A 24,030-nucleotide genomic window follows, 5' to 3' on the forward strand; every position below is an offset into this window, starting at 1 on the left:
ATACAGATCTTGTTGATATGCGACATTATGTCGTCTGAATTTACCATCCCCATTCGTTGACTGTTCCCAGGAAAGAATCATGGCTACCAATGCAAAACCTGTCTACAAACGCATTCTGCTCAAGCTAAGCGGCGAAGCGCTGCAAGGTACCGAAGGCTTCGGTATTGATGCAAGCATCCTTGATCGTATGGCTCAGGAAATTAAAGAGCTGGTTGAATTGGGTATTCAGGTCGGGGTGGTGATTGGTGGTGGCAACTTATTCCGCGGTGCTGGCCTGGCAAAAGCCGGTATGAACCGTGTTGTGGGCGACCACATGGGCATGCTGGCAACCGTAATGAACGGCCTGGCAATGCGTGATGCGCTTCATCGCGCCTATGTGAACGCCCGCCTGATGTCTGCTATTCCATTGAATGGCGTATGTGATAACTACAGCTGGGCAGAAGCTATCAGCTTGCTGCGCAATAACCGCGTAGTTATCCTGGCAGCTGGTACCGGTAATCCATTCTTTACTACTGACTCTGCTGCGTGTTTGCGTGGTATTGAGATTGAAGCGGACGTAGTACTGAAGGCCACGAAAGTAGATGGCGTGTTTACTGCGGATCCGGTACAAGATCCTACCGCCACTCTTTGTGAGCAATTGACCTATACCGAAGTACTGGAAAAAGAACTGAAAGTGATGGATTTGGCGGCGTTTACGCTGGCCCGCGATCACAAAATACCGATTCGTGTTTTCAATATGAACAAACCTGGTGCGCTTCGCCGTGTGGTCATGGGTGAAAAAGAAGGCACATTGATCACTGAATAATTTCAGTCGATGCTTAATCAGGGTAAGATTCAGTTTCAGATAGTGTTAACAGGCAACCCCCACGGGCGCCATGAATAAACAGGGCTATACTTAGCTCGCAGCGTCTGCATAGCGGCGTGAAGTGTGGTCTGCCCTAAACCAGTTTTCAAGGATTCGTAACGTGATTAGCGATATCAGAAAAGATGCCGAAGTGCGTATGGAAAAATGCGTAGAAGCATTCAAAACCCAAATCAGTAAAATCCGCACCGGCCGCGCCTCTCCATCTCTGCTGGACGGCATCATTGTGGAGTATTACGGCACCCCGACTCCACTGCGCCAATTGGCAAGCGTAACGGTTGAAGATTCTCGCACACTGAAGATCAACGTGTTTGACCGCTCTTTGAGCCAGGCCGTTGAGAAAGCGATCATGACTTCCGACCTCGGTCTGAACCCAAGCTCTGCTGGTACTGACATTCGTGTTCCACTACCTGCACTGACTGAAGAGCGTCGTAAAGATCTGATCAAAATTGTACGTGGCGAAGCTGAAGGCGCACGTGTGGCGGTTCGTAACGTTCGCCGTGATGCTAACGACAAAGTTAAAGCGCTGCTGAAAGATAAAGAAATCAGTGAAGATGACGATCGCCGTTCTCAGGACGACGTTCAGAAAATGACTGATGCTGCTATCAAGAAAGTAGATGCTGCGCTTGCTGAGAAAGAAGCTGAGTTGATGCAGTTCTAATCCGTTGAGATGACGGATCAAACGCCGTATGCAAGCCGTGGCTCACGCCACGGTAATTGTCTACGGCGTTTTGTTTTTATACCCGTCTTAATTCAAGCTGCATCTTTGTTGGCTGCGTTCACTCACCCGAATCACTTACTCATGTAAGCTCATCGGGACTTGCTCTCTTGCCGCCTAAATGCAACTCGAATTATTTTGGATATATGATTGTTAAAATTAAAACTCCAGAGCGCCCCATGAAGCAACTGACCATTCTTGGCTCTACCGGATCTATCGGTACCAGTACCCTTAGCGTTGTTCGTCATAATCCTGATAAGTTTTCCGTCACGGCCCTCGTAGCCGGGAAAAATGTTGTGCGCATGGCTGAGCAGTGTCTGGAGTTCAAGCCTCGCTGGGCAGTAATGGATGATGAAATCTCTGCCGGTGAGTTACGCCGTTTGCTTAAAGAGCAGGGGAGTAGCACTGAAGTTCTGGCAGGGCAGCAGGCAGCTTGTGAAATGGCTGCGCTGGACGAAGTGAACCAGGTTATGGCGGCTATTGTTGGTGCTGCAGGCCTGTTACCCACTCTTGCGGCGATTGCGGCAGGCAAGCAAGTGTTACTGGCAAATAAAGAAGCACTGGTGACTTGTGGGCGTCTGTTTATGGATGCTGTACAACGAAGCCACGCTCAACTTCTGCCTATCGACAGCGAACACAACGCAATTTTTCAGAGTTTACCGGAAACAATTCAGCAAAACCTCGGGTACGCTGAACTTGAGGGTAATGGCGTTTCGTCGATTATTCTTACCGGGTCAGGTGGCCCATTCCGTGAGACGCCGTTAGGTGAACTGACAGCAATGACTCCGGACCAGGCTTGTAGCCATCCGAACTGGTCGATGGGACGTAAAATCTCAGTCGACTCGGCCACCATGATGAACAAAGGTCTCGAATACATTGAAGCTCGTTGGCTATTCAATGCTTCAGCTAAACAAATGGAAGTACTGATACATCCGCAGTCGGTTATCCACTCGATGGTTCGTTATCGTGATGGTAGTGTGCTGGCGCAGTTAGGCGCTCCAGACATGCGCACGCCTATCGCGCACGCCATGGCATTTCCTGAGCGCGTGCAGTCAGGTGTTGAACCACTCGATTTTTGTAAAATCGGTACTTTCACCTTTATGGAACCGGACTATCATCGCTATCCTTGCCTGAAGCTTGCGATGGAAGCATTTGAGCAAGGGCAGGCCGCAACGACCGTACTGAACGCTGCAAATGAAATTGTGGTTGAGGCTTTCTTGCAACAACAACTACGTTTTACAGACATTGCTTCCTTAAATCGTGCCGTCCTTGATAGTGTTGAATTGACTGAGCCGAAGAGTGTGGAAGAGGTTCTTGCTGTTGATGCGAAAGCACGCGAGGTTGCCCGAGGTTTGGTGACGCGCATCGCTTCTCGATGATTATTTATTCAGCTGATATGCCTCTATTTGTTAGCTTTGTGCTTCAGTGATATAGTCTGCGCCATCTTTCAGCCGGGAATAACTGACTGAAAGATTGGTAAGCCGTGTTATAGCACGGCTTTTTTATGTAAAAGCTGAGATCATTCTGAGTACCGCTTAATCCTTATCTGGGAATAATTACGCGTTATGTTGTCTGCAAACCAACAATTAAGCGAAACACAATCCGAACATGGCGCGCGCCATGTTGCCATTATTATGGATGGCAACGGTCGCTGGGCGAAACGACAAGGGAAGATGAGGGTTTCCGGCCATAAGGCGGGGGCGAAATCTGTTCGCCGGGCGGTAAGTTTTGCGGCAAATAATGGTATAGATGCCCTTACGCTCTATGCTTTTAGTAGTGAAAACTGGAATCGTCCAGCTCAAGAAGTTAGCGCACTAATGGAGTTGTTTGTGTGGGCTTTAGACAGTGAAGTCAAAAGTTTGCATCGTCACAATGTCCGTTTGCGTATTATCGGCGATATCAGCCGATTTAATGCTCGCCTGCAAGAACGTATCAAAAAAGCCGAAGACTTAACGAGTGCCAACACAGGTTTGACTCTCAATATTGCCGCGAACTATGGCGGTCGTTGGGATATTATTCAAGGTGTGCGGCATCTTGCCGAACAGGTACAAGAAGGCTTACTGCGTCCAGACCAGATAGATGAAGAGATGCTGAGTAAGCAAATCTGCATGAATGAACTGGCTCCCGTAGATTTAGTAATTAGGACAGGGGGAGAGCATCGTATTAGTAACTTTCTGATTTGGCAGATTGCCTACGCAGAACTTTATTTCACCGATGTTCTTTGGCCTGATTTCGATGAACAAGACTTTGAAGGTGCACTAAATGCTTTTGCAAATCGAGAGCGTCGTTTTGGCGGCACAGCACCTGGTAGTGAGTAAGCCTGTTGGGGGTCACTTTTGCTGAAGTATCGCCTGCTTTCTGCGTTTATTTTAATCCCGGTGGTTATTGCCGCGTTATTCTGGCTTCCACCAGTAGGATTTGCTATTACAACCCTCGTGGTATGTATGCTGGCAGCCTGGGAATGGGGACAATTGGCAGGTTTTAAAGCACGTTCTCAACGTGTTTGGCTTGCTGTGTTGTGTGGTCTGTTACTGGCATTAATGCTTTATGCATTACCCGAATACCAGCGTACGGTTCATATTCCGTTGATTGAGGCTTCGCTATGGGCATCACTTGCCTGGTGGTTTGCCGCGCTGTTACTGGTATTGTTTTATCCGGGTTCAGCATCAATCTGGCGCAACTCAAAAACGTTGCGTCTGTTGTTTGGCGTATTAACTATTGTGCCGTTTTTCTGGGGCATGATTGTGCTGCGCAACTGGCATTACGATATTAACCACTACACTGGCTCAATCTGGCTATTGTATGTGATGGTTCTGGTCTGGGGTGCAGACTCCGGTGCTTATATGTTTGGCAAAATGTTTGGCAAACACAAATTAGCGCCGAAAGTGTCTCCGGGTAAAACATGGCAGGGCTTTTTTGGTGGGTTGTTCACTTCTGCGATTATCTCCGTGCTGTTCGGCATGTGGGCGAATCTGGATGTGTCGCCGGCTATTCTGTTGACCTGTTCGGTGATAGCCGCTCTTGCATCAGTATTGGGCGATTTAACCGAAAGCATGTTTAAGCGTGAAGCAGGGATTAAAGATAGCGGTCACCTGATCCCCGGTCATGGTGGTATCCTTGACCGCATTGATAGCCTCACAGCAGCAGTACCGGTATTTGCCTGTCTGTTATTGCTGGTATTCAGGACGATTTAACGGAAGGTTATATGCTGAGCTTACTCTGGAATTTGGCTGCGTTTATTGTCGCACTGGGTGTATTAATTACCGTGCATGAGTTCGGCCATTTCTGGGTTGCTCGCCGCTGTGGCGTCAAAGTGGAGCGCTTTTCCATTGGTTTTGGTAAAGCGCTCTGGCGTCGTTCCGATCGCCACGGTACCGAATTTGTAATCGCCCTGATCCCACTGGGTGGTTATGTCAAAATGCTTGATGAACGTGTTGAGCCGGTTACGCCGGAACTACGTCATCAGGCCTTTAATAACAAAACCGTTTCTCAACGCGCTGCGATTATTGCGGCCGGTCCTATTGCTAACTTCATCTTCGCTGTGTTTGCCTACTGGCTGGTGTTTATCATCGGTGTCCCTGGTGTTCGTCCGGTTGTTGGTGAAGTAATACCCAACTCGATAGCAGCAGAAGCACAAATTGCACCAGGCATGGAACTTAAAGCGATAGATGGTATCGAAACGCCTGACTGGGAATCGGTTCAACTTGAGTTGATGGCAAAGATTGGTGATGACAGTGTTAATCTTACGCTGGCACCACTAGGTTCAAATCTGAAAAGTGAGAAAACGCTAGATTTGCGCCACTGGCAATTTGAGCCAGAAAAGCAGGATCCGATCACCTCATTAGGCATCGGGCCACGTCGCCCGCAAATTGAAACGGTATTACAAGAAGTACAGCCTAATTCCGCAGCGAGCAAAGCGGGTTTGCAAGCCGGGGACAGGATCGTTAAAGTCAACGGTGCGGCGCTTGCTCAGTGGACAGAATTTGTTAGCCAGGTGCGTGACAATCCAGGTCACCCACTGGAGCTAGAAATAGAAAGACAAGGGGCGCTCTTGTCTTTAACGCTGATACCGGATACAAAACCGGGTAAAGCGAAGGCTGAAGGGTTTGCGGGGGTAGTACCAAAGGTTATCCCGCTGCCTGATGAGTATAAAACAGTACGCCAGTATGGGCCGTTTGCTGCTGTCGCGGAAGCCACGGATAAAACCTGGCAACTGATGAAGCTTACAGTCAACATGCTGGGAAAATTAATAACCGGTGACATCAAACTGAATAATCTCAGTGGGCCAATCTCTATAGCTCAAGGGGCAGGGATGTCAGCGGAATCTGGGTTGATTTACTATCTGATGTTCCTGGCGCTGATTAGCGTCAATCTGGGGATAATCAACCTGTTTCCGTTACCCGTCCTGGACGGGGGACATCTGCTCTTTTTGGCGATTGAAAAGCTGAAGGGTGGGCCGGTTTCCGAGCGAGTTCAAGACTTTAGTTACCGCATTGGCTCTATATTGCTGGTGCTGTTGATGGGGCTTGCACTTTTCAATGATTTCTCTCGGTTTTAGAGAGAATAGGTTAGGAAGAACGCATAACAACGATGGCGATGAAAAAGTTGCTCATAGCGTCGCTGCTGTTTAGCAGCGCCACCGTATACGGTGCAGACGGGTTCGTGGTGAAGGATATTCATTTCGAAGGCCTGCAGCGAGTCGCCGTCGGTGCGGCCCTCCTCAGCATGCCGGTTCGCGTAGGCGATACTGTCTCTGACGAGGATATCAGTAATACTATTCGTTCACTGTTTGCTACCGGGAACTTCGAAGATGTCCGGGTACTTCGTGATGGCGAAACGTTAGTTGTTCAGGTGAAAGAACGCCCGACAATCGCGAGTATTACCTTCTCCGGTAACAAGTCCGTGAAGGACGACATGCTCAAGCAGAACCTCGAGGCTTCTAGTGTGCGTGTCGGCGAATCACTGGATAGAACGACCCTGGCTGATATTGAAAAAGGGCTGGAAGATTTCTACTACAGCGTTGGTAAGTACAGTGCCAGCGTGAAAGCCGTTGTTACGCCATTGCCGCGTAACCGTGTTGACCTGAAACTGGTATTCCAGGAAGGCGTTTCTGCCAAAATTCAGCAAATCAACATCGTCGGCAACCATGCGTTTACGACTGATGAACTCATTTCGCATTTCCAGTTGCGCGATGAAGTGCCATGGTGGAACGTGGTGGGTGACCGTAAATACCAGAAACAGAAGCTGGCCGGCGATCTCGAAACGCTGCGCAGTTACTATCTGGATCGCGGTTATGCTCGCTTTAACATCGATTCGACTCAGGTCAGTTTGACGCCTGATAAGAAAAGCATTTACGTGACCATCAACGTTACAGAAGGCGATCAGTACAAGATTGCTGGCGTGACGGTGAACGGTAATCTGGCAGGGCACTCAGCAGAAATTGAAACGCTGACTAAACTCAAACCAGGTGAGCTTTATAACGGCACCAAAGTGACCAAGATGGAAGACGACATCAAGAAATTATTGGGTCGTTATGGTTACGCCTACCCACGTGTGCAAACGCAACCTGAAATCAACGATGCAGATAAGACCGTTAAACTGCATGTGAACGTTGATTCTGGTAACCGTTATTACGTGCGTAAAATTCGTTTTGAAGGCAACGACACCAGTAAAGATTCAGTCCTACGTCGCGAAATGCGCCAAATGGAAGGGACCTGGCTGGGTAGCGATCTTGTGAACTCAGGTAAAGATCGTCTGAATCGTTTGGGTTACTTCGAAACTGTAGATGTTGATACGCAACGTGTGTCAGGTAGCCCTGACCAGGTTGATGTGGTCTACAAAGTTAAAGAGCGTAACACCGGTAGCTTCAACTTCGGTGTGGGTTACGGTACTGAAAGTGGTATCAGCTTCCAGGTCGGTGTCCAGCAGGACAACTGGTTAGGAACAGGCTACTCGGTTGGTATCAACGGTACCAAAAACGATTATCAGACATATGCTGAATTGTCGGTAACCGATCCGTACTTTACAGTTGACGGTGTAAGCCTCGGTGGCCGTCTCTTCTACAATGACTTTAAAGCTGATGATGCGGATCTTTCTGACTACACCAACACAAGTTATGGTGTGGACGGAACGCTTGGCTTCCCGGTTAACGAAAACAACACATTGCGTCTGGGCTTAGGTTACGTTCACAACGACCTGTCCAACATGCAACCGCAGGTTGCGATGTGGCGTTATCTGGATTCTGTTGGTCAATCGGCTAGCACGTCATCTGATGACAATGGTTTTGCTGCAGATGACTTCACGCTGAACTATGGCTGGACTTACAACAAGCTTGACCGTGGTTACTTCCCAACGGAAGGCTCACGTGTGAACCTGAACGGTAAAGTTACCGTGCCGGGCTCTGATAACGAGTTCTATAAAGTCACTCTGGATACGGCAAGCTACTTCCCAATTGATGAAGATCATACCTGGGTCATGTTAGGACGTACTCGTTGGGGCTACGGTGATGGTCTTGGCGGCAAAGAAATGCCGTTCTATGAGAACTTCTATGCGGGTGGTTCCAGTACTGTTCGTGGTTTCCAGTCCAATAACATTGGTCCTAAAGCTGTTTATTACGGCGGCAATGATACAGATAACTGTAACAAAGCTTCATCAACTGAAGTGTGTAGTTCTGATGATGCAGTCGGTGGTAACGCAATGGCAGTGGCAAGTCTTGAACTTATCACGCCAACGCCATTCTTGAGCGAGAAGTATGCGAACTCAGTTCGTACCTCTCTGTTCGTGGATGCCGGTACTGTTTGGGATACTAACTGGGATAATACCAAGTATTCTGCTGACGGGATTCCGGACTACAGTGACCCAAGTAATATTCGTATGTCAGCAGGTATCGCATTGCAATGGATGTCACCGCTGGGGCCGTTGGTCTTCTCTTATGCCCAACCGTTCAAGAAGTACGAAGGCGACAAAGCGGAGCAGTTCCAGTTTAACATTGGTAAAACCTGGTAACTGTTCTGTGCGAAGGATTGTATAAAAGCAGTGTAGCGTTGATGCCAGTTCGCGAAATGCAGAACTGGCACACGCAAAAAAGAGTGTCTTCGGACACATTCGGGATGGTAAGGAGTTTATTGTGAAAAAGTGGTTATTTGCCGCAGGTCTTGGCCTCGCTATGGCTGCATCTGCCAGCGTTCAAGCAGCTGACAGCATTGCTGTAGTAAACATGGGCAACCTGTTCCAACAGGTAGCACAGAGCACCGGTGTGTCTAAAACTCTTGAAAACGAGTTTAAAGGCCGCGCAAGCGAGTTGCAGAATATGGAAGGCGACCTGCAATCCAAAATGCAAAAGCTGCAACGTGATGGCTCTACCATGAAATCTGCTGACCGCAGCAAAGCTGAAAAAGATCTGATGGCTCAACGTCAGCAGTTCCAGACTAAAGCTCAGGCATTCGAACAAGATCGTCAACGTCGTTCTAACGAAGAGCGTGGCAAACTTGTTACTCGTATTCAGAGCGCAGTGAAGAAAGTTGCTGACGACAAAGGCATCGACGTAGTTCTGGATGCTAACACCGTTGCTTATGCAGGTAGCAGTGTTAAAGACATCACTTCAGATGTTCTGAAACAGGTTAAATAAGTAATGTCTTCAATTCGACTGGCTGATTTAGCCCAGCAGTTGGATGCAGATTTGCACGGTGATGGCGATCTCGTCATCACCGGCGTTGCATCTATGCAAACGGCCCAGGCTGGCCAAATTACGTTTATGGTTAACCCACGTTACCGTGAGCAATTGGCTGTTTGCCAGGCTTCTGCCGTCGTTATGACTGAAGCCGACCTCCCTTTCGCACATAGCGCAGCGCTGGTAGTGAAGAATCCCTACCTCACATATGCTCGCATGGCGCAAATCCTTGATTCCACGCCGCAACCTGCTCAAAACATCGCACCAAGTGCAGTGATTGATGCAACTGCGACGTTGGGTAATAACGTAGCCATTGGCGCTAATGCGGTTATCGAGTCTGGTGTCGCGCTGGGCGATAACGTCGTAATTGGCCCTGGCTGTTTCGTGGGTAAACACACCAAAATTGGTGCTGGCACACGCCTGTGGGCGAATGTGTCGATTTACCATGAAATCCAGATTGGTGAACAGTGCCTGGTTCAGTCCGGTACCGTCATCGGTTCAGATGGTTTTGGTTACGCTAACGATCGTGGCAACTGGGTGAAGATCCCCCAACTTGGCCGCGTGATCATTGGCGATCGTGTCGAGATCGGTGCCTGTACTACGATTGACCGTGGCGCACTAGACGACACGATTATTGGCAATGGTGTTATCATTGATAATCAATGCCAGATTGCACATAACGTTGTGATTGGCGACAATACTGCTGTTGCTGGCGGTGTGATCATGGCAGGCAGCCTGAAAATTGGCCGTTACTGCATGATTGGTGGTGCCAGTGTTATCAATGGCCATATGGAAATCTGCGATAAAGTCACCGTGACTGGAATGGGCATGGTAATGCGCCCTATCACAGAGCCGGGGGTTTACTCATCAGGTATTCCACTACAGCCGAACAAAGTGTGGCGTAAAACAGCCGCGTTGGTGATGAATATCGACGAGATCAGCAAACGCTTGAAATCCGTTGAGAAAAAAATCAATCAACAAGACTAAAAGTCACCCGCCCAAGACGCGTTAGTGCTTACTGATTTGCGGCCTGCTAGCTATCTCGAGATAGTCGCAGGCCGTGTTATTATTGTCATTTGGTACATTTAGACAGGAAGAGTATCTTGACTACCGACACTCATACTCTGCACATCGAAGAGATTTTGGAACTTCTGCCACACCGTTACCCGTTCTTGCTGGTAGACCGCGTGCTGGATTTTGAAGAAGGGCGTTTTTTACGTGCAGTAAAAAATGTCACAGTAAACGAGCCGTTTTTCCAGGGCCACTTCCCTGGTAAACCGATTTTCCCGGGCGTGCTGATTCTTGAAGCGATGGCGCAAGCCACCGGTATTCTTGCGTTCAAAAGCGTAGGGAAACTGGAACCTGGTGAGCTTTATTACTTTGCTGGTATCGATGAAGCACGTTTCAAACGTCCTGTCGTACCTGGTGACCAGATGGTCATGGAAGTTACTTTCGAGAAAACCCGCCGTGGTCTGACGCGCTTTAAAGGCGTGGCAACTGTTGACGGTAAAATTGTCTGTGAAGCAACTATGATGTGTGCCCGCAGCCGGGAGAGTTAATACGTGATTGATAAATCCGCCTTTATTCATCCATCAGCCATTGTGGAAGACGGTGCTGTTATTGGTGCTAACGTCCATATTGGTCCGTTTTGTATTGTTGGTCCGCATGTTGAAATCGGTGAAGGTACCGTTCTGAAATCTCATGTTGTGGTAAATGGTCACACGACTATTGGCCGTGACAACGAGATTTATCAGTTCGCTTCCATTGGTGAAGTTAACCAGGATCTTAAATATGCTGGTGAACCGACCCGTGTGGAAATTGGCGATCGCAACCGCATTCGCGAAAGCGTCACCATCCATCGTGGAACAGAGCAGGGCGGTGGTTTGACGAAGGTGGGTAGCGATAACCTGCTGATGGTCAACGCTCACGTAGCGCATGACTGTACGGTCGGTAACCGCTGTATCCTCGCAAATAACGCAACTCTTGCTGGTCACGTTTCCGTTGATGATTTCGCAATCATTGGTGGTATGACCGCTGTGCATCAGTTCTGCATTATCGGTGCGCACGTGATGGTGGGGGGGTGTTCTGGTGTGGCACAAGATGTTCCACCGTATGTTATTGCGCAGGGCAACCACGCAACGCCGTTCGGCGTAAATATCGAAGGTCTGAAACGCCGCGGTTTCTCAAGAGAAGCGATACACGCTGTTCGCAACGCGTATAAAATTCTCTACCGCAGCGGGAAAACCTTCGAAGAAGCGAAGCCTGAGATTGCTGCGATTGCCGAGCAACATCCAGAAGTGAACGCATTTGTTGAATTTTTTGAACGTTCAACTCGTGGTCTGATTCGCTAAATGAAACCTGGTCGTCCGCTTACGATTGCCCTGGTCGCCGGAGAAACTTCCGGCGATATTCTTGGCGCAGGTCTGATTCGTGCTCTGAAAGCCCGTCATCCTGATGCTCGCTTTATTGGTGTTGCAGGGCCTTTGATGCAGGCTGAAGGCTGCGAAGCCTGGTATGAGATGGAAGAGCTAGCGGTAATGGGCATTGTTGAAGTGCTCGGTCGCCTGCGTCGCTTATTACATATCCGAGCCGATCTCACGCGCCGTTTCACCGAATTGCAGCCAGATGTTTTTGTCGGCATCGATGCGCCTGATTTCAACATCACGCTCGAAGGCAATCTTAAGAAGCAGGGTATTCGCACCATTCATTACGTCAGCCCTTCCGTTTGGGCATGGCGGCAAAAACGCGTTTTCAAAATTGGCAGAGCAACGGATTTAGTGCTCGCCTTTCTGCCTTTCGAAAAAGCGTTTTACGATAGATTTAATGTCCCTTGTCGGTTTATCGGTCATACCATGGCTGATGCCATGCCGCTTGATCCTGATAAAAATGCCGCACGCGCGACTCTGGGAATTTCCCCAGAGGCTAAATGCCTGGCGCTATTACCGGGGAGTCGTGGTGCAGAAGTTGAAATGCTCAGCGCGGATTTCCTGAAAACAGCTCTTTTACTGCGTGAGCGTTTCTCGGGGCTGGAAATTGTCGTTCCGCTGGTTAACGCAAAACGTCGTGAACAATTTGAGCGTATCAAAGCAGAAGTCGCACCTGACCTGACGATGCACCTGCTCAATGGGCAAGGGCGTGAAGCGATGGTCGCAAGTGACGCTGCCTTGCTGGCATCGGGTACCGCAGCCCTTGAGTGCATGCTGGCAAAATGCCCAATGGTGGTTGGTTATCGCATGAAACCGTTCACTTTCTGGCTTGCAAAGCGTCTGGTCAAAACGGATTACGTTTCACTGCCAAATCTGCTGGCTGGCCGTGAACTGGTTAAAGAATTATTGCAGGATGAGTGCGAGCCCAATGCGCTTGCAAAGGCGCTTGGCCCGCTGCTTGAAGATGGGGCGCAGAGCCACCAAATGCATGACACCTTCCGCGAACTGCATCAGCAAATTCGTTGTAACGCCGATGAACAGGCGGCGAATGCCGTGCTGGAGCTCGCTCAATGATTGAATTTATTTACCCTCATACACATCTGGTCGCAGGTGTTGATGAAGTGGGTCGAGGCCCGCTGGTTGGCGCAGTCGTCACTGCTGCGGTTATTCTCGATCCTGCAAAGCCTATCATTGGCCTTGCTGATTCTAAGAAACTCTCTGAAAAACGCCGCAATGCGCTGTACGATGAAATCGTCGAAAAGGCGCTGTCATGGAGCCTTGGCCGTGCTGAGCCAGAAGAGATCGACCAGTTAAACATTTTGCATGCCACTATGCTTGCGATGCAGCGTGCTGTCGCAGGCCTGTGCGTGGTTCCTGAATATGTATTGATTGATGGTAACCGCTGCCCTGCATTGCCAATGCCTTCTTTGGCGGTGGTGAAAGGTGACAGTCGGGTTGCTGAAATAAGTGCGGCATCAATAATTGCCAAAGTGACGCGCGATCGTGAAATGGCAGAGCTTGATCTCTCTTTCCCGCAATACGGTTTTGCCCAACATAAGGGCTACCCCACAGCTTTCCATCTGGAAAAGCTGGCAGAGCATGGCGCGACTGAACATCATCGTCGTAGCTTTGCTCCGGTCAAACGCGCTCTCGGACTGGCGTCCTGATTTGCGGACGTACGTTACACATCTAAACGGAATGAGAAATGGCTGAACCACGTTTCGTGCACCTTAGGGTGCACAGCGACTACTCCATGGTTGATGGCCTGGCAAAAACAGCTCCGCTGGTGAAGAAAGCCGCGGCGATGGGGATGCCAGCAATTGCTATCACTGATTTTACCAACCTCTGCGGGCTGGTGAAATTCTATGGTGCTGCGCATGGTGCAGGGCTTAAGCCGATCATTGGTGCAGATTTTAACGTTGCGAATGAATTGCTGGGCGATGAACTCAGCCATTTAACCGTGCTTGCCGCAAACAATGTCGGTTATCAAAACCTGACGTTGCTCATCTCTAAAGCTTACCAGCGTGGTTACGGTGCTGCGGGCCCAATTATCGACCGAGCCTGGCTTGGCGAACTGAACGAAGGGCTAATCCTTCTTTCTGGTGGGCGTATGGGGGATATTGGCAAAAACTTGTTGCGTGGGAATACAGCACAGCTTGATTTGTGCCTGGAATTCTACCAGCAATATTTTGCCGATCGCTTCTATCTGGAACTGATTCGTACTGGTCGTCCTGATGAAGAAAGCTATTTGCACGCAGCCGTCGCTCTGGCGGATGAACGTGGTTTGCCAGTCGTAGCAACCAACGATGTAAGATTCATTGAGTCCACAGATTTTGATGCACATGAAATCCGCGTTGCTATTCACGATGGCTTTACCCTTGACGACCCGAAACGCCCACGTAATTACTCTTCGCAGCAATATCTGCGTACCGAAGAGGAGATGTGCGAGCTCTTTTCAGACGTCCCGGAAGCGCTGGAAAACAGCGTAGAAATCGCCAGACGCTGTAACGTTACCGTGCGTCTGGGCGAGTACTTCCTACCGCAGTTCCCAACTGGTGATATGTCGACCGAAGACTTCCTGGTCATGAAGTCTAAGGAAGGGCTCGAAGATCGTCTGGAATTCTTGTTCAAAGATCCTGAAGAGCGCGCGGCAAAAAGACCGCCGTACGACGAGCGTCTGGATATTGAGCTTAAAGTTATCAACCAGATGGGCTTCCCAGGCTACTTCCTGATCGTGATGGAATTTATCCAGTGGTCCAAAGACAACGGCGTGCCGGTAGGCCCTGGCCGTGGTTCTGGTGCGGGTTCACTGGTTGCTTATGCTCTGAAGATTACCGATCTTGATCCGCTGGAATTTGACCTGCTGTTCGAACGTTTCCTTAACCCGGAACGTGTGTCGATGCCCGACTTCGATATCGACTTCTGCATGGAAAAACGCGATTGGGTTATTGACCACGTCGCCGAAATGTACGGGCGCGAGGCGGTATCACAGATTATTACCTTTGGTACGATGGCGGCAAAAGCGGTTATCCGCGATGTGGGCCGTGTACTGGGGCACCCGTACGGCTTTGTCGATCGTATTTCTAAGCTGATCCCGCCCGATCCGGGGATGACGCTTGCTAAAGCGTTTGAAGTTGAACCGCAGCTTCCTGAAATGTACGACGCTGACGAAGAAGTTAAAGCGCTTATCGACATGGCGCGTAAACTTGAAGGCGTAACGCGTAACGCCGGTAAACATGCCGGTGGCGTGGTAATTGCGCCAACCAAAATTACTGACTTTGCTCCGCTTTATTGCGATGACCAGGGCCAAAACCCGGTCACCCAGTTCGATAAAAACGATGTGGAATATGCGGGCCTTGTGAAGTTCGACTTCCTGGGCTTGCGTACGCTGACCATCATCGACTGGGCGTTGAAGATGATCAACCCGCGTCGGGCGAAGCAAGGTTTAGATCCGATTGATATCGCCGCTATCCCGCTCGAAGATAAGAAAAGCTTCGACATGCTGCAACGCTCGGAAACCACAGCGGTGTTCCAGCTAGAATCCCGCGGCATGAAAGATCTTATCAAGCGTCTGCAGCCTGACTGCTTCGAAGATATGATCGCATTGGTAGCGCTGTTCCGCCCTGGCCCGCTGCAATCAGGCATGGTTGATAACTTTATCGACCGTAAACACGGGCGTGAAGCCATCTCTTACCCTGATATTCAATGGCAGCATGAAAGCCTGAAACCGGTGCTGGAGCCGACTTACGGTATTATCCTGTATCAAGAACAGGTGATGCAGATTGCGCAGGTGCTGGCGGGATACTCGCTGGGCGGTGCGGATATGCTGCGTCGTGCGATGGGTAAAAAGAACCCGGTCGAGATGGCGAAGCAGCGTGGTGGTTTTGAAGATGGCGCGAAGTCTCGTGGCATTGATGGTGAGCTGGCGATTAAGATCTTCGACCTGGTAGAGAAATTTGCCGGTTACGGGTTTAACAAATCTCACTCAGCTGCTTATGCATTAGTTTCCTACCAGACGCTGTGGTTAAAAGCGCACTATCCGGCAGAATTTATGGCCGCGGTGATGACCGCGGATATGGATAACACCGAGAAAATTGTCGGCCTGGTCGACGAATGCTGGCGCATGGGTCTGAAAATCCTGCCACCGGATATCAACTCCGGGCTGTACCATTTCCACGTTAATGACGACGGGGAAATTGTTTACGGTATCGGTGCGATTAAAGGTGTCGGTGAAGGCCCGATTGAAGCGATAATTGAGGCGCGTAACAAAGGCGGTTATTTCCGGGAGTTATTCGACCTCTGTGCGCGAGCTGACGTTAAAAAACTCAATAAACGAATCCTTGAAAAATTAGTGATGTCCGGGGCATTTGACCGCCTCGGACCGCATCGCGCCGCATTAATGAATGCGCTGCCCGATGCGCTGAAAGCTGCCGATCAACACGCGAAAGCCGAAGCTATCGGCCAGGTGGATATGTTCGGTGTGCTGGCCGATGAGCCGGAGCAGGTTGAGCAGTCCTACGCCAGCGTGACTCCGTGGCCAGAACAAGTGGTACTGGATGGCGAACGTGAAACGTTAGGTCTATACCTGACTGGACACCCCATCACGCAGTATCTGAAAGAAATTGAGCGCTATGTCGGTGGCATGCGCCTGAAAGAGATGCACCCGACAGAACGTGGTAAAATGACCACAGCTGCGGGTCTGGTGATTGCTTCGCGGGTGATGGTTACCAAGCGTGGCAATCGCATTGGCATCTGCACTCTGGATGACCGTTCTGGTCGCCTGGAAGTGATGCTATTCACAGATGCGTTAGAAAAGTACCAGCATCTGTTGGAAAAAGACCGTATCCTGATCGTCAGTGGACAGGTCAGCTTTGATGACTTCAGCGGTGGCCTTAAAATGACTGCTCGCGAAGTTATGGACATAGACGAGGCCCGCGAAAAGTATGCGCGTGGGCTTGCTATCTCGCTGACGGACAGGCAAATTGATGACCAGCTTTTGAACCGTCTCCGTCAGTCTCTGGAACCCCATCGTTCGGGGACCATTCCAGTACATCTCTACTATCAGAGAGCGGATGCACGAGCACGTTTGCGCTTCGGCGCGGCATGGCGTGTTTCCCCAAGCGATCGTTTGCTCAATGAGCTTCGCTCGCTGATAGGCTCGGAGCAGGTGGAACTGGAGTTTGACTAATACAGGAATATTATGAGTCTGAATTTCCTCGATTTTGAACAGCCGATTGCAGAGCTGGAAGCGAAAATTGATTCCCTGACTGCAGTTAGCCGTCAGGATGAAAAGTTAGATATTAATCTGGACGAAGAAGTGCAGCGTCTGCGTGAAAAAAGCGTAGAACTCACACGTAAGATCTTCGCCGATTTAGGAGCATGGCAGATTGCTCAACTGGCGCGTCACCCGCAGCGCCCGTATACGCTTGATTACCTGCGTCTCGCTTTTGATGAGTTCGATGAACTTGCGGGTGACCGTGCGTATGCTGACGATAAAGCTATTGTTGGCGGGATTGCGCGTCTTGATGGTCGTCCGGTGATGGTTATTGGCCATCAGAAAGGCCGTGAAACCAAAGAGAAGATTCGCCGCAACTTCGGTATGCCAGCTCCAGAAGGCTACCGTAAAGCACTGCGTTTGATGGAAATGGCTGAGCGTTTCAAGATGCCAATCATTACCTTCATCGACACCCCAGGCGCCTATCCTGGCGTGGGCGCGGAAGAGCGCGGTCAGTCAGAAGCTATCGCGCGTAACCTGCGTGAAATGTCTGGCCTGAAAGTGCCGGTCATCTGTACCGTGATTGGTGAAGGTGGCTCCGGTGGTGCGCTGGCAATCGGCGTGGGCGATAAAGTGAATATGCTGCAATACAGCACCTATTCCGTTATCTCCCCGGAAGGCTGCGCGTCTATTCTGTGGAAAAGCGCTGACAAAGCGCCAATCGCCGCAGAAGCCATGGGCATTATTGCCCCACGTCTGAAAGAGTTGAAACTGATTGATTCTGTCATTCCTGAACCACTGGGCGGTGCACACCGTAACGTGGAAGCAATGGCCGCTTCTCTGAAAGCGCAACTGCTGGCAGATTTAGCCGATCTGGACGTGCTGAATACCGAAGAGCTGCTGGCTCGTCGGTATCATCGTCTGATGAGTTACGGCTACGCGTGATATACCCATCATCCTTCAAGCTGCAGGGGCGTTGGCTGCACTCACTTACCCGAATCACTTACTTTAGTAAGCTCATCGGGATAAGCTCCCTGGCCGCCTACCTGCAACTCGAATGCTAACGGGTATATTGAAGAAGAAGGTCAGAAGAAATTCTGGCCTTTTTTATTATCTCAATTCCACACTTTAAGAAACCTTACCCTTCTGCGCTTGTTCTGCATCCCTTTTCAATAAACTATGATTACCTGAAGGTTTTTTGCCAGGAGGTGAGCGTTGAACATTATTGCAATCATGGGGCCGCACGGCGTTTTCTATAAAGACGAGCCAATTAAAGAACTGCATCAGGCTCTGGAAGCACAAGGTTTTCGCCTGATTTACCCAACCAACAGCACCGACCTGCTCAAACTCATCGAACATAATCCGCGTATTTGTGGCGTCATTTTTGACTGGGACGAGTACAGCCTGGATTTATGCAGCGAAATAAATGAGCTGAATGAGTATCTGCCGCTATATGCGTTTATCAATACGCACTCTTCGCTGGATGTCAGCGTCAACGAAATGCGCATGGCGCTGTGGTTCTTTGAATACGCACTCAGTGCCGCCGACGATATCGCCCTGCGCATCCGTCAGTACACCAATGAATATCTGGATAACATCACGCCGCCGCTGACTAAGGCGCTGTTCAATTATGTCAACGAAGGGAAATATACCTTTTGCACGCCGGGCCATATGGCGGGAACGGCGTACCAGAAAAGCCCGGTCGGCTGCCTGTTCTACGATTTCTTTGGCGCAAACACGCTTAAGGCTGATGTCTCTATTTCGGTGACGGAGTTGGGGTCGTTGCTTGACCACACCGGCCCGCATCTGGAAGCCGAGGAATATATTGCCCGCACTTTCGGTGCCGAACAGAGTTATATGGTGACCAACGGCACATCAACGTCGAACAAAATCGTCGGCATGTATGCCGCACCTTCCGGCAGCACGGTGCTTATCGACCGCAACTGCCACAAATCGTTGACTCATTTGCTGATGATGACGGATTTGGTTCCTCTCTGGCTTAAGCCGACACGTAACGCATTAGGGATCTTGGGTGGCATTCCTAAACGTGAATTTATGCGTGAAAGCATCGAGGCAAAAGTTGCCGCGACAAAAGATGCGCAATGGCCGGTGCATGCGGTGATCACCAATTCGACCTACGACGGTTTGCTCTACAACACCGAATTTATTAAGCAAACGCTGGACGTGCCTTCGATTCATTTTGATTCAGCCTGGGTGCCGTACACCAACTTCCACCCGATTTATCAGGGGAAGAGCGGCATGAGCGGCGACCGTGTGCCGGGGAAAATCATCTACGAAACCCAGTCCACGCACAAACTTCTGGCGGCGCTGTCGCAGGCTTCGCTAATCCATATCAAAGGGGATTACGACGAAGAGACGTTTAACGAAGCCTACATGATGCACACCACCACTTCGCCGAGCTATCCGATAGTGGCGTCGATTGAAACAGCGGCGGCCATGCTACGTGGCAATCCGGGCAAGCGTTTGATCAATCGTTCCGTTGAGCGTGCGCTGCATTTTCGCCGTGAAGTTCAGCGCCTGCGTGAAGAATCGGAGGATTGGTTCTTCGATATCTGGCAGCCGGAATATATCGACGAAGCCGCCTGCTGGCCGATCTCGCCAGGTGAAGAAGACTGGCACGGTTTCAAAGATGCTGATGCCGACCATATGTATCTCGACCCGATAAAAGTCACCATTCTGACGCCGGGAATGGATGAGCTGGGTAGCATGGCAGAAGAGGGGATTCCGGCGGCGCTGGTGGCGAAATTCCTCGATGAGCGCGGCGTAGTCGTCGAAAAAACTGGGCCGTATAATTTACTGTTCCTGTTCAGTATTGGTATCGACAAAACCAAAGCATTGAGCTTGCTGCGCGGTTTGACGGAGTTTAAACGCTCTTACGATCTTAATCTGCGGGTGAAAAACATGCTGCCAGATTTGTATGCCGAAGACCCTGATTTTTACCGCAATATGCGCATTCAGGATTTGGCGCAGGGCATTCACAAACTGATTAAGCAGCACAATCTTTCTGACCTGATGCTGCGTGCTTTTGATGTGCTGCCAGAAATGAAAATGACGCCGCATCAGGCTTATCAGCAGCAGGTGAAAGGCAACGTTGAAACGGTCGAAATAGAACAACTGCTAAACCGTGTTTCAGCAAACATGATCCTGCCGTATCCACCGGGCGTGCCGGTGGTGATGCCGGGTGAGATGATCACCAATGAAAGCCGCGCAGTGCTCGATTTCTTGCTGATGCTCTGTTCCGTGGGCGAGCATTATCCAGGGTTTGAAACGGATATCCACGGTGCCAAACTGGGCGAAGACGGCATCTATCGAGTACGAGTTTTAAAATCGGTGTAACTGCCGTGCAAAAAAGATAAAGGAGCATTTATGCTGGGTTTAAAGCAGGTTCACCACATCGCGATCATCGCGTCGGATTATCAGATCAGTAAACATTTTTACTGCGATATTCTCGGTTTCACGCTACAGGCTGAGGCGTACCGGGAGGAACGGGATTCATGGAAAGGAGATTTGGCGTTGAACGGGCAATATGTCATTGAGCTGTTCTCGTTTCCTTCCCCCCCCGCCAGACCAAGCCGACCGGAAGCCTGCGGGCTGCGCCATCTGGCTTTTAGCGTGGATGATATCGACAACGCGATTGTTCACCTCGAAAAGCACGGCGTGAAGTGTGAGCCGGTTCGTATCGATCCTTTCACCGATAAGCGTTTTACCTTCTTTAATGACCCTGATGGGCTGCCGTTAGAACTTTACCAGCAGTAACGCTTGCCTCACTTCTTGTTGCCCGGTAACGTTCCGGGCAAATCCTTATTTTAATTACTGACTATGCCACTTCGTTTTCTCAACAAATTACTGCAACCGCACACACATTTGCTGGTGGCGTTTAGTGGTGGGCTGGATTCCACGGTTTTGCTTCATCAACTGGTCACGCTTCGCGATCTTCATGGTGCTAACTTCCAAATTCGTGCGATGCATATTCATCACGGTTTAAGCCCCTATGCCGATAATTGGGCCGAACATTGCCAGCAAGTTTGCGAACAATGGAACGTACCGTTTGAAGTAAAACGAGTGCAGTTGGCAGACGATGGATTAGGGATTGAAGCCCATGCGCGAGCAGCACGTTATCAGGCGCTGGCTGAAACAATACGACCAGACGAAGTTTTGCTGACGGCGCAGCACCTTGATGACCAGTGTGAAACATTTCTACTTGCCCTGAAGCGGGGAAGTGGCCCTGCGGGGCTGGCCGCAATGCCTGAACGTTTGCCGTTTGGTGAGACAGAATTAATCCGGCCATTGCTGGGGCAGACGCGCAAAGTTCTGGAAGCGTGGGCTAATGAACATCAATTAACGTGGATAGAAGACGAAAGTAACCAGGATGATAGCTACGATCGGAATTTCTTAAGGTTGCGGGTCATTCCTGAAATCCAACAGCGTTGGCCCCATTTCCCACAAAGCGTTGCCCGCAGCGCTGAGTTATGTGGAGAGCAAGAACAATTACTTGATGAGTTGCTTGCCGAACAACTTGAGGCGCTGATTCAGGACGATGGCTCATTACTCATTGAGCCTCTAAAGCCGCTCAGTGATATCCGGCGTTCGGCGTTGCTACGCCGCTGGTTTGGCCGTCAGAAAGCAGCTATGCCTTCGCGAGCAGCGCTGGCACGCCTGTGGAATGAAGTTGCAACAAGTCGTGAAGATGCCAACCCCCGTTTGAAATTTGGCAGCTTTGAAGTTCGCCGATATCAGGGGGCATTGTACTGGTTGCCGTTGATGAACGGATTGGGTGATGAGATCGTTTCCTGGTCTGCACCTTTTGCGCCATTAACATTGCCCGGTGGCTTAGGCACTCTTCAATTGGCATCTATTGGGCAGGAGGTTCGCATACCTGGTGTTGACGAGCCCGTTACCGTACGTTTTAAGGCTTCCGGACAGTTCCATATCGTTGGGCGCGAACGTGGCCGTAGTTTGAAAAAGATCTGGCAAGAGTCAGGTATTGCGCCATGGCAGCGCGAAAGAACGCCGCTGTTATATTACGGCGAAAAATTGATTGCCGCTCTTGGGGTTTTTGTTACCCAGGATGGAAAGGCGACGGAAGAATTATGCTGGCATGTCGACTGGCAAAAGGAGAATAAATCATGAAGAGAATCATTATTTTAGCGGGCATATTATTGTGTGCTCAACCGGTACTGGCAAAAGGTGATGCCGCTGCAGGTGAGCAAAAAGCCATGATGTGCGTGGCGTGCCACGGGGCTACGGGGAAAGTTTCCGTGCCGATGTACCCGAATCTTGCCGGGCAAAACGAGGCGTATCTTGAACACTCGTTGAAGGCATATAAAAAGGGCGAGCGTAGTGGTGGGCAAGCTGAAGTGATGAAGGCTTATGTAAGTGGCCTTTCCGACGAGGATATCAGCAATTTGGCTGCTTATTACGCTTCAATGAAGCCATAAAAAAGGGCAGCCCCAAGGCTGCCCACGCATGCGGATACTTTGCGTATCAGGATTCGCTAACTACGACAGTACCAATTTCAGGATGGCTGAAGCTGGCAATTTTATCGAGACGAACTTCGCGAATGGTACCGGCATCATCGAGAATCAAGTATTCGATGTTTTTACGAGACACCAGATCACTGGCTTTCGCCTTGAAAACTTCTCCGCTCTTCAACTCCAGCGTCAGTATTAAGTTCTGCTGGCAGGCGAGCTCGAGATTGTCATAATCATCACAATTGATGGGTTGATAGGCATCATTCATTGACATAGTCGCTCACCAGTAAGTTCGCGGCCGCATACGCCGCCTGTTCCCTAATAGATTCTGGTTGTGCTTCGTTGGAAGCCACTTCGTTCAGCACCTTCAAGACGCAGCCCAGTGCATCGGGAATGTAACCCAAATCTCCGCTGGCTATTTCCGCATAGCGCTTTCGTACTAATTCACAATACTTTTCCACACGCCCTCCTTTCAGAGTCCCGACCTCAGACTTAATCGTGTGATGCCAGTTAAGCCTACGAAGATAAACTCTGTTTAGCAAGGTGACTATACCACAGGCATGAAACCGATATCAGCAGCGCACCCCTCTACTTGAGTGAATACATAACAGCGTTTTAGCGAGGTTTTGGTTACAATGAGCGCCTAATTGAGTTCGGAGAAGTGTGATGGCGTTAAAAGCAACAATCTATAAAGCGATGGTGAATGTTGCCGATCTCGATCGCAATCAATTCCTGGATAGCAATCTGACGCTTGCGCGCCATCCTTCGGAAACGCAAGAACGTATGATGCTGCGTCTGCTGGCGTGGATTAAATACGCTAACGAGCGTCTGCAATTCAGCCGGGGTTTAAGCGCAGAAGAAGAACCAGAAATCTGGCAGCGTAACGACCATATGGGTATCGACCTATGGATTGAACTAGGTCTGCCAGATGAAAAACGCCTGAAAAAAGCCTGTAGCCAGTCTGGTGAAGTGGCACTGTTTACTTATAACAGTCGTGCCGCTGAAGTCTGGTGGCAGCAGCATCAGAACAAACTCAAGCAATACCAAAACTTGTCTATCTGGTATCTGGATGATGAGCAACTGGCGAAGCTGTGCGAATTTGGTACACGTTCGATGAACTTACAGGCCACCATTCAGGACGGTGCAATCTGGTTATCTGATGCTGAGAATAATCTCGAAATTCACTTTACGGCCTGGCAGCATCATTAATGATCGAAGTGTCACGAACGATAGCAATACCGGACAGTGAGGTCACTATTACGGCTATCCGCGCGCAGGGAGCGGGCGGCCAGCATGTGAACAAAACCTCAACGGCGATTCATTTGCGTTTTGACATCCGGGCCTCCAGCCTGCCAGAGTATTATAAAGAACGTTTGCTGGCGGCCAGCCACCATCTTATTACGCCCGATGGCGTGGTGGTGATAAAGGCGCAGGAGTACCGTAGTCAGGAAATGAATCGTGAAGCTGCAGTAGCAAGGCTGATTTCATTGATTCAAGAGTTAACTGTTGAGCAAAAAAACCGACGAGCCACACGACCTACGCGTGCATCGAAAGAGCGCCGTCTCGCATCTAAATCACAGAAATCAACGACGAAATCATTACGCGGGAAAGTCCGTCGCCCTGAATGACGAACGGCAAAGATATTGAC

The 24,030-nt window shown here is 50.0% G+C and carries 23 protein-coding genes; 21 read left to right on the top strand and 2 right to left on the bottom strand.

Going from position 1 to position 24,030, the window contains the following annotated elements:
• The first annotated feature begins 79 nt into the window (after positions 1–79).
• The 19 genes from pyrH to LVQ76_RS15680 all read left to right on the top strand — a co-directional run bounded on the left by pyrH (position 80) and on the right by LVQ76_RS15680 (position 22,349).
• The gene (pyrH, locus tag LVQ76_RS15590) at positions 80–805 is read left to right on the top strand and encodes a UMP kinase (protein ID WP_064516322.1); all 726 of its coding nucleotides are present in this window, start codon (positions 80–82) and stop codon (positions 803–805) included.
• A gap of 160 nt (positions 806–965) precedes the next feature.
• On the top strand, positions 966–1,523 hold the full coding sequence (frr, locus tag LVQ76_RS15595; protein WP_034460857.1) for a ribosome recycling factor: 558 nt from the start codon (positions 966–968) through the stop codon (positions 1,521–1,523).
• A gap of 236 nt (positions 1,524–1,759) precedes the next feature.
• Positions 1,760–2,959 carry a 1-deoxy-D-xylulose-5-phosphate reductoisomerase gene (gene ispC / locus LVQ76_RS15600; RefSeq protein ID WP_232866182.1) on the top strand — a complete coding sequence of 400 codons (1,200 nt, stop codon included), beginning with the start codon at positions 1,760–1,762 and terminating at the stop codon, positions 2,957–2,959.
• Between the two features lie 186 nt (positions 2,960–3,145).
• Positions 3,146–3,898: a (2E,6E)-farnesyl-diphosphate-specific ditrans,polycis-undecaprenyl-diphosphate synthase gene (ispU, locus tag LVQ76_RS15605; protein WP_064516324.1), complete on the top strand. Its 753-nt coding sequence runs from the start codon at positions 3,146–3,148 to the stop codon at positions 3,896–3,898.
• An 18-nt stretch (positions 3,899–3,916) separates the two neighbouring features.
• Complete coding sequence (gene cdsA, locus LVQ76_RS15610; RefSeq protein WP_064516326.1) at positions 3,917–4,774, top strand: phosphatidate cytidylyltransferase; 858 nt, start codon at positions 3,917–3,919, stop codon at positions 4,772–4,774.
• 11 nt (positions 4,775–4,785) lie between these two features.
• Entirely contained in the window at positions 4,786–6,138 is a 1,353-nt protein-coding gene (gene rseP, locus LVQ76_RS15615; protein WP_232866184.1) for a sigma E protease regulator RseP, read from the top strand.
• 32 nt (positions 6,139–6,170) lie between these two features.
• The gene (bamA, locus tag LVQ76_RS15620; protein WP_232905111.1) at positions 6,171–8,585 is read left to right on the top strand and encodes an outer membrane protein assembly factor BamA; all 2,415 of its coding nucleotides are present in this window, start codon (positions 6,171–6,173) and stop codon (positions 8,583–8,585) included.
• Positions 8,586–8,706: 121 nt separating this feature from the next.
• Positions 8,707–9,207, top strand: a complete 501-nt coding sequence (gene skp, locus LVQ76_RS15625; protein WP_232866188.1) for a molecular chaperone Skp — start codon at positions 8,707–8,709, stop codon at positions 9,205–9,207.
• 3 nt (positions 9,208–9,210) lie between these two features.
• Positions 9,211–10,236, top strand: coding sequence for a UDP-3-O-(3-hydroxymyristoyl)glucosamine N-acyltransferase (gene lpxD, locus LVQ76_RS15630; protein ID WP_232922016.1), 1,026 nt, complete (start codon positions 9,211–9,213; stop codon positions 10,234–10,236).
• 116 nt (positions 10,237–10,352) lie between these two features.
• Positions 10,353–10,808, top strand: a complete 456-nt coding sequence (gene fabZ / locus LVQ76_RS15635; RefSeq protein ID WP_064516336.1) for a 3-hydroxyacyl-ACP dehydratase FabZ — start codon at positions 10,353–10,355, stop codon at positions 10,806–10,808.
• A gap of 3 nt (positions 10,809–10,811) precedes the next feature.
• On the top strand, positions 10,812–11,600 hold the full coding sequence (lpxA, locus tag LVQ76_RS15640; protein ID WP_232922017.1) for an acyl-ACP--UDP-N-acetylglucosamine O-acyltransferase: 789 nt from the start codon (positions 10,812–10,814) through the stop codon (positions 11,598–11,600).
• Complete coding sequence (gene lpxB, locus LVQ76_RS15645; protein WP_232905109.1) at positions 11,601–12,749, top strand: lipid-A-disaccharide synthase; 1,149 nt, start codon at positions 11,601–11,603, stop codon at positions 12,747–12,749.
• Positions 12,746–13,342 carry a ribonuclease HII gene (gene rnhB / locus LVQ76_RS15650; protein WP_134186980.1) on the top strand — a complete coding sequence of 199 codons (597 nt, stop codon included), beginning with the start codon at positions 12,746–12,748 and terminating at the stop codon, positions 13,340–13,342. Before lpxB ends, rnhB begins: the two co-directional genes overlap by 4 nt.
• Before the next feature lie 38 nt (positions 13,343–13,380).
• Complete coding sequence (dnaE, locus tag LVQ76_RS15655) at positions 13,381–16,863, top strand: DNA polymerase III subunit alpha (protein ID WP_232922018.1); 3,483 nt, start codon at positions 13,381–13,383, stop codon at positions 16,861–16,863.
• Between the two features lie 12 nt (positions 16,864–16,875).
• Positions 16,876–17,835 carry an acetyl-CoA carboxylase carboxyl transferase subunit alpha gene (gene accA / locus LVQ76_RS15660; RefSeq protein WP_064516346.1) on the top strand — a complete coding sequence of 320 codons (960 nt, stop codon included), beginning with the start codon at positions 16,876–16,878 and terminating at the stop codon, positions 17,833–17,835.
• Positions 17,836–18,105: 270 nt separating this feature from the next.
• Entirely contained in the window at positions 18,106–20,247 is a 2,142-nt protein-coding gene (locus tag LVQ76_RS15665) for a lysine decarboxylase LdcC (protein WP_232922019.1), read from the top strand.
• A 30-nt stretch (positions 20,248–20,277) separates the two neighbouring features.
• Entirely contained in the window at positions 20,278–20,667 is a 390-nt protein-coding gene (locus tag LVQ76_RS15670) for a VOC family protein (protein ID WP_232866195.1), read from the top strand.
• A 63-nt stretch (positions 20,668–20,730) separates the two neighbouring features.
• Positions 20,731–22,041 (top strand): tRNA lysidine(34) synthetase TilS, encoded by a 1,311-nt coding sequence (tilS, locus tag LVQ76_RS15675; protein WP_232922020.1) that lies wholly within the window; start codon positions 20,731–20,733, stop codon positions 22,039–22,041.
• On the top strand, positions 22,038–22,349 hold the full coding sequence (locus LVQ76_RS15680; RefSeq protein WP_233338012.1) for a c-type cytochrome: 312 nt from the start codon (positions 22,038–22,040) through the stop codon (positions 22,347–22,349). Before tilS ends, LVQ76_RS15680 begins: the two co-directional genes overlap by 4 nt.
• A 46-nt stretch (positions 22,350–22,395) precedes the next feature.
• Here the strand turns inward: LVQ76_RS15680 and rof are convergent, their stop codons facing one another.
• The gene (gene rof / locus LVQ76_RS15685; protein ID WP_232922021.1) at positions 22,396–22,656 is read right to left on the bottom strand and encodes a Rho-binding antiterminator; all 261 of its coding nucleotides are present in this window, start codon (positions 22,654–22,656) and stop codon (positions 22,396–22,398) included.
• Positions 22,643–22,843, bottom strand: a complete 201-nt coding sequence (locus LVQ76_RS15690) for a YaeP family protein (RefSeq protein ID WP_064540227.1) — start codon at positions 22,841–22,843, stop codon at positions 22,643–22,645. Before LVQ76_RS15690 ends, rof begins: the two co-directional genes overlap by 14 nt.
• Before the next feature lie 205 nt (positions 22,844–23,048).
• Here LVQ76_RS15690 and LVQ76_RS15695 point away from each other — a divergent pair, with 205 nt between their 5' ends.
• Entirely contained in the window at positions 23,049–23,591 is a 543-nt protein-coding gene (locus LVQ76_RS15695; protein WP_151995013.1) for a YaeQ family protein, read from the top strand.
• Positions 23,591–24,010 carry an alternative ribosome rescue aminoacyl-tRNA hydrolase ArfB gene (gene arfB, locus LVQ76_RS15700; protein ID WP_151995014.1) on the top strand — a complete coding sequence of 140 codons (420 nt, stop codon included), beginning with the start codon at positions 23,591–23,593 and terminating at the stop codon, positions 24,008–24,010. Before LVQ76_RS15695 ends, arfB begins: the two co-directional genes overlap by 1 nt.
• Positions 24,011–24,030 lie beyond the last annotated feature (20 nt).

Source organism: Buttiauxella cochleicola (assembly GCF_021283185.1).
Classification (GTDB): domain Bacteria; phylum Pseudomonadota; class Gammaproteobacteria; order Enterobacterales; family Enterobacteriaceae; genus Buttiauxella; species Buttiauxella massiliensis.

Bases quoted from the DNA above. Each gene is read 5' to 3' on its own strand.
- pyrH (WP_064516322.1), top strand. From the start codon at position 80: ATGGCTACCAATGCAAAACCTGTCTACAAACGCATTCTGCTCAAGCTA.
- ispC (WP_232866182.1), top strand. From the start codon at position 1,760: ATGAAGCAACTGACCATTCTTGGCTCTACCGGATCTATCGGTACCAGT.
- ispU (WP_064516324.1), top strand. From the start codon at position 3,146: ATGTTGTCTGCAAACCAACAATTAAGCGAAACACAATCCGAACATGGC.
- rseP (WP_232866184.1), top strand. From the start codon at position 4,786: ATGCTGAGCTTACTCTGGAATTTGGCTGCGTTTATTGTCGCACTGGGT.
- bamA (WP_232905111.1), top strand. From the start codon at position 6,171: ATGGCGATGAAAAAGTTGCTCATAGCGTCGCTGCTGTTTAGCAGCGCC.
- lpxD (WP_232922016.1), top strand. From the start codon at position 9,211: ATGTCTTCAATTCGACTGGCTGATTTAGCCCAGCAGTTGGATGCAGAT.
- lpxB (WP_232905109.1), top strand. From the start codon at position 11,601: ATGAAACCTGGTCGTCCGCTTACGATTGCCCTGGTCGCCGGAGAAACT.
- rnhB (WP_134186980.1), top strand. From the start codon at position 12,746: ATGATTGAATTTATTTACCCTCATACACATCTGGTCGCAGGTGTTGAT.
- dnaE (WP_232922018.1), top strand. From the start codon at position 13,381: ATGGCTGAACCACGTTTCGTGCACCTTAGGGTGCACAGCGACTACTCC.
- accA (WP_064516346.1), top strand. From the start codon at position 16,876: ATGAGTCTGAATTTCCTCGATTTTGAACAGCCGATTGCAGAGCTGGAA.
- LVQ76_RS15670 (WP_232866195.1), top strand. From the start codon at position 20,278: ATGCTGGGTTTAAAGCAGGTTCACCACATCGCGATCATCGCGTCGGAT.
- tilS (WP_232922020.1), top strand. From the start codon at position 20,731: ATGCCACTTCGTTTTCTCAACAAATTACTGCAACCGCACACACATTTG.
- LVQ76_RS15680 (WP_233338012.1), top strand. From the start codon at position 22,038: ATGAAGAGAATCATTATTTTAGCGGGCATATTATTGTGTGCTCAACCG.
- rof (WP_232922021.1), bottom strand. From the start codon at position 22,656: ATGTCAATGAATGATGCCTATCAACCCATCAATTGTGATGATTATGAC.
- LVQ76_RS15695 (WP_151995013.1), top strand. From the start codon at position 23,049: ATGGCGTTAAAAGCAACAATCTATAAAGCGATGGTGAATGTTGCCGAT.
- arfB (WP_151995014.1), top strand. From the start codon at position 23,591: ATGATCGAAGTGTCACGAACGATAGCAATACCGGACAGTGAGGTCACT.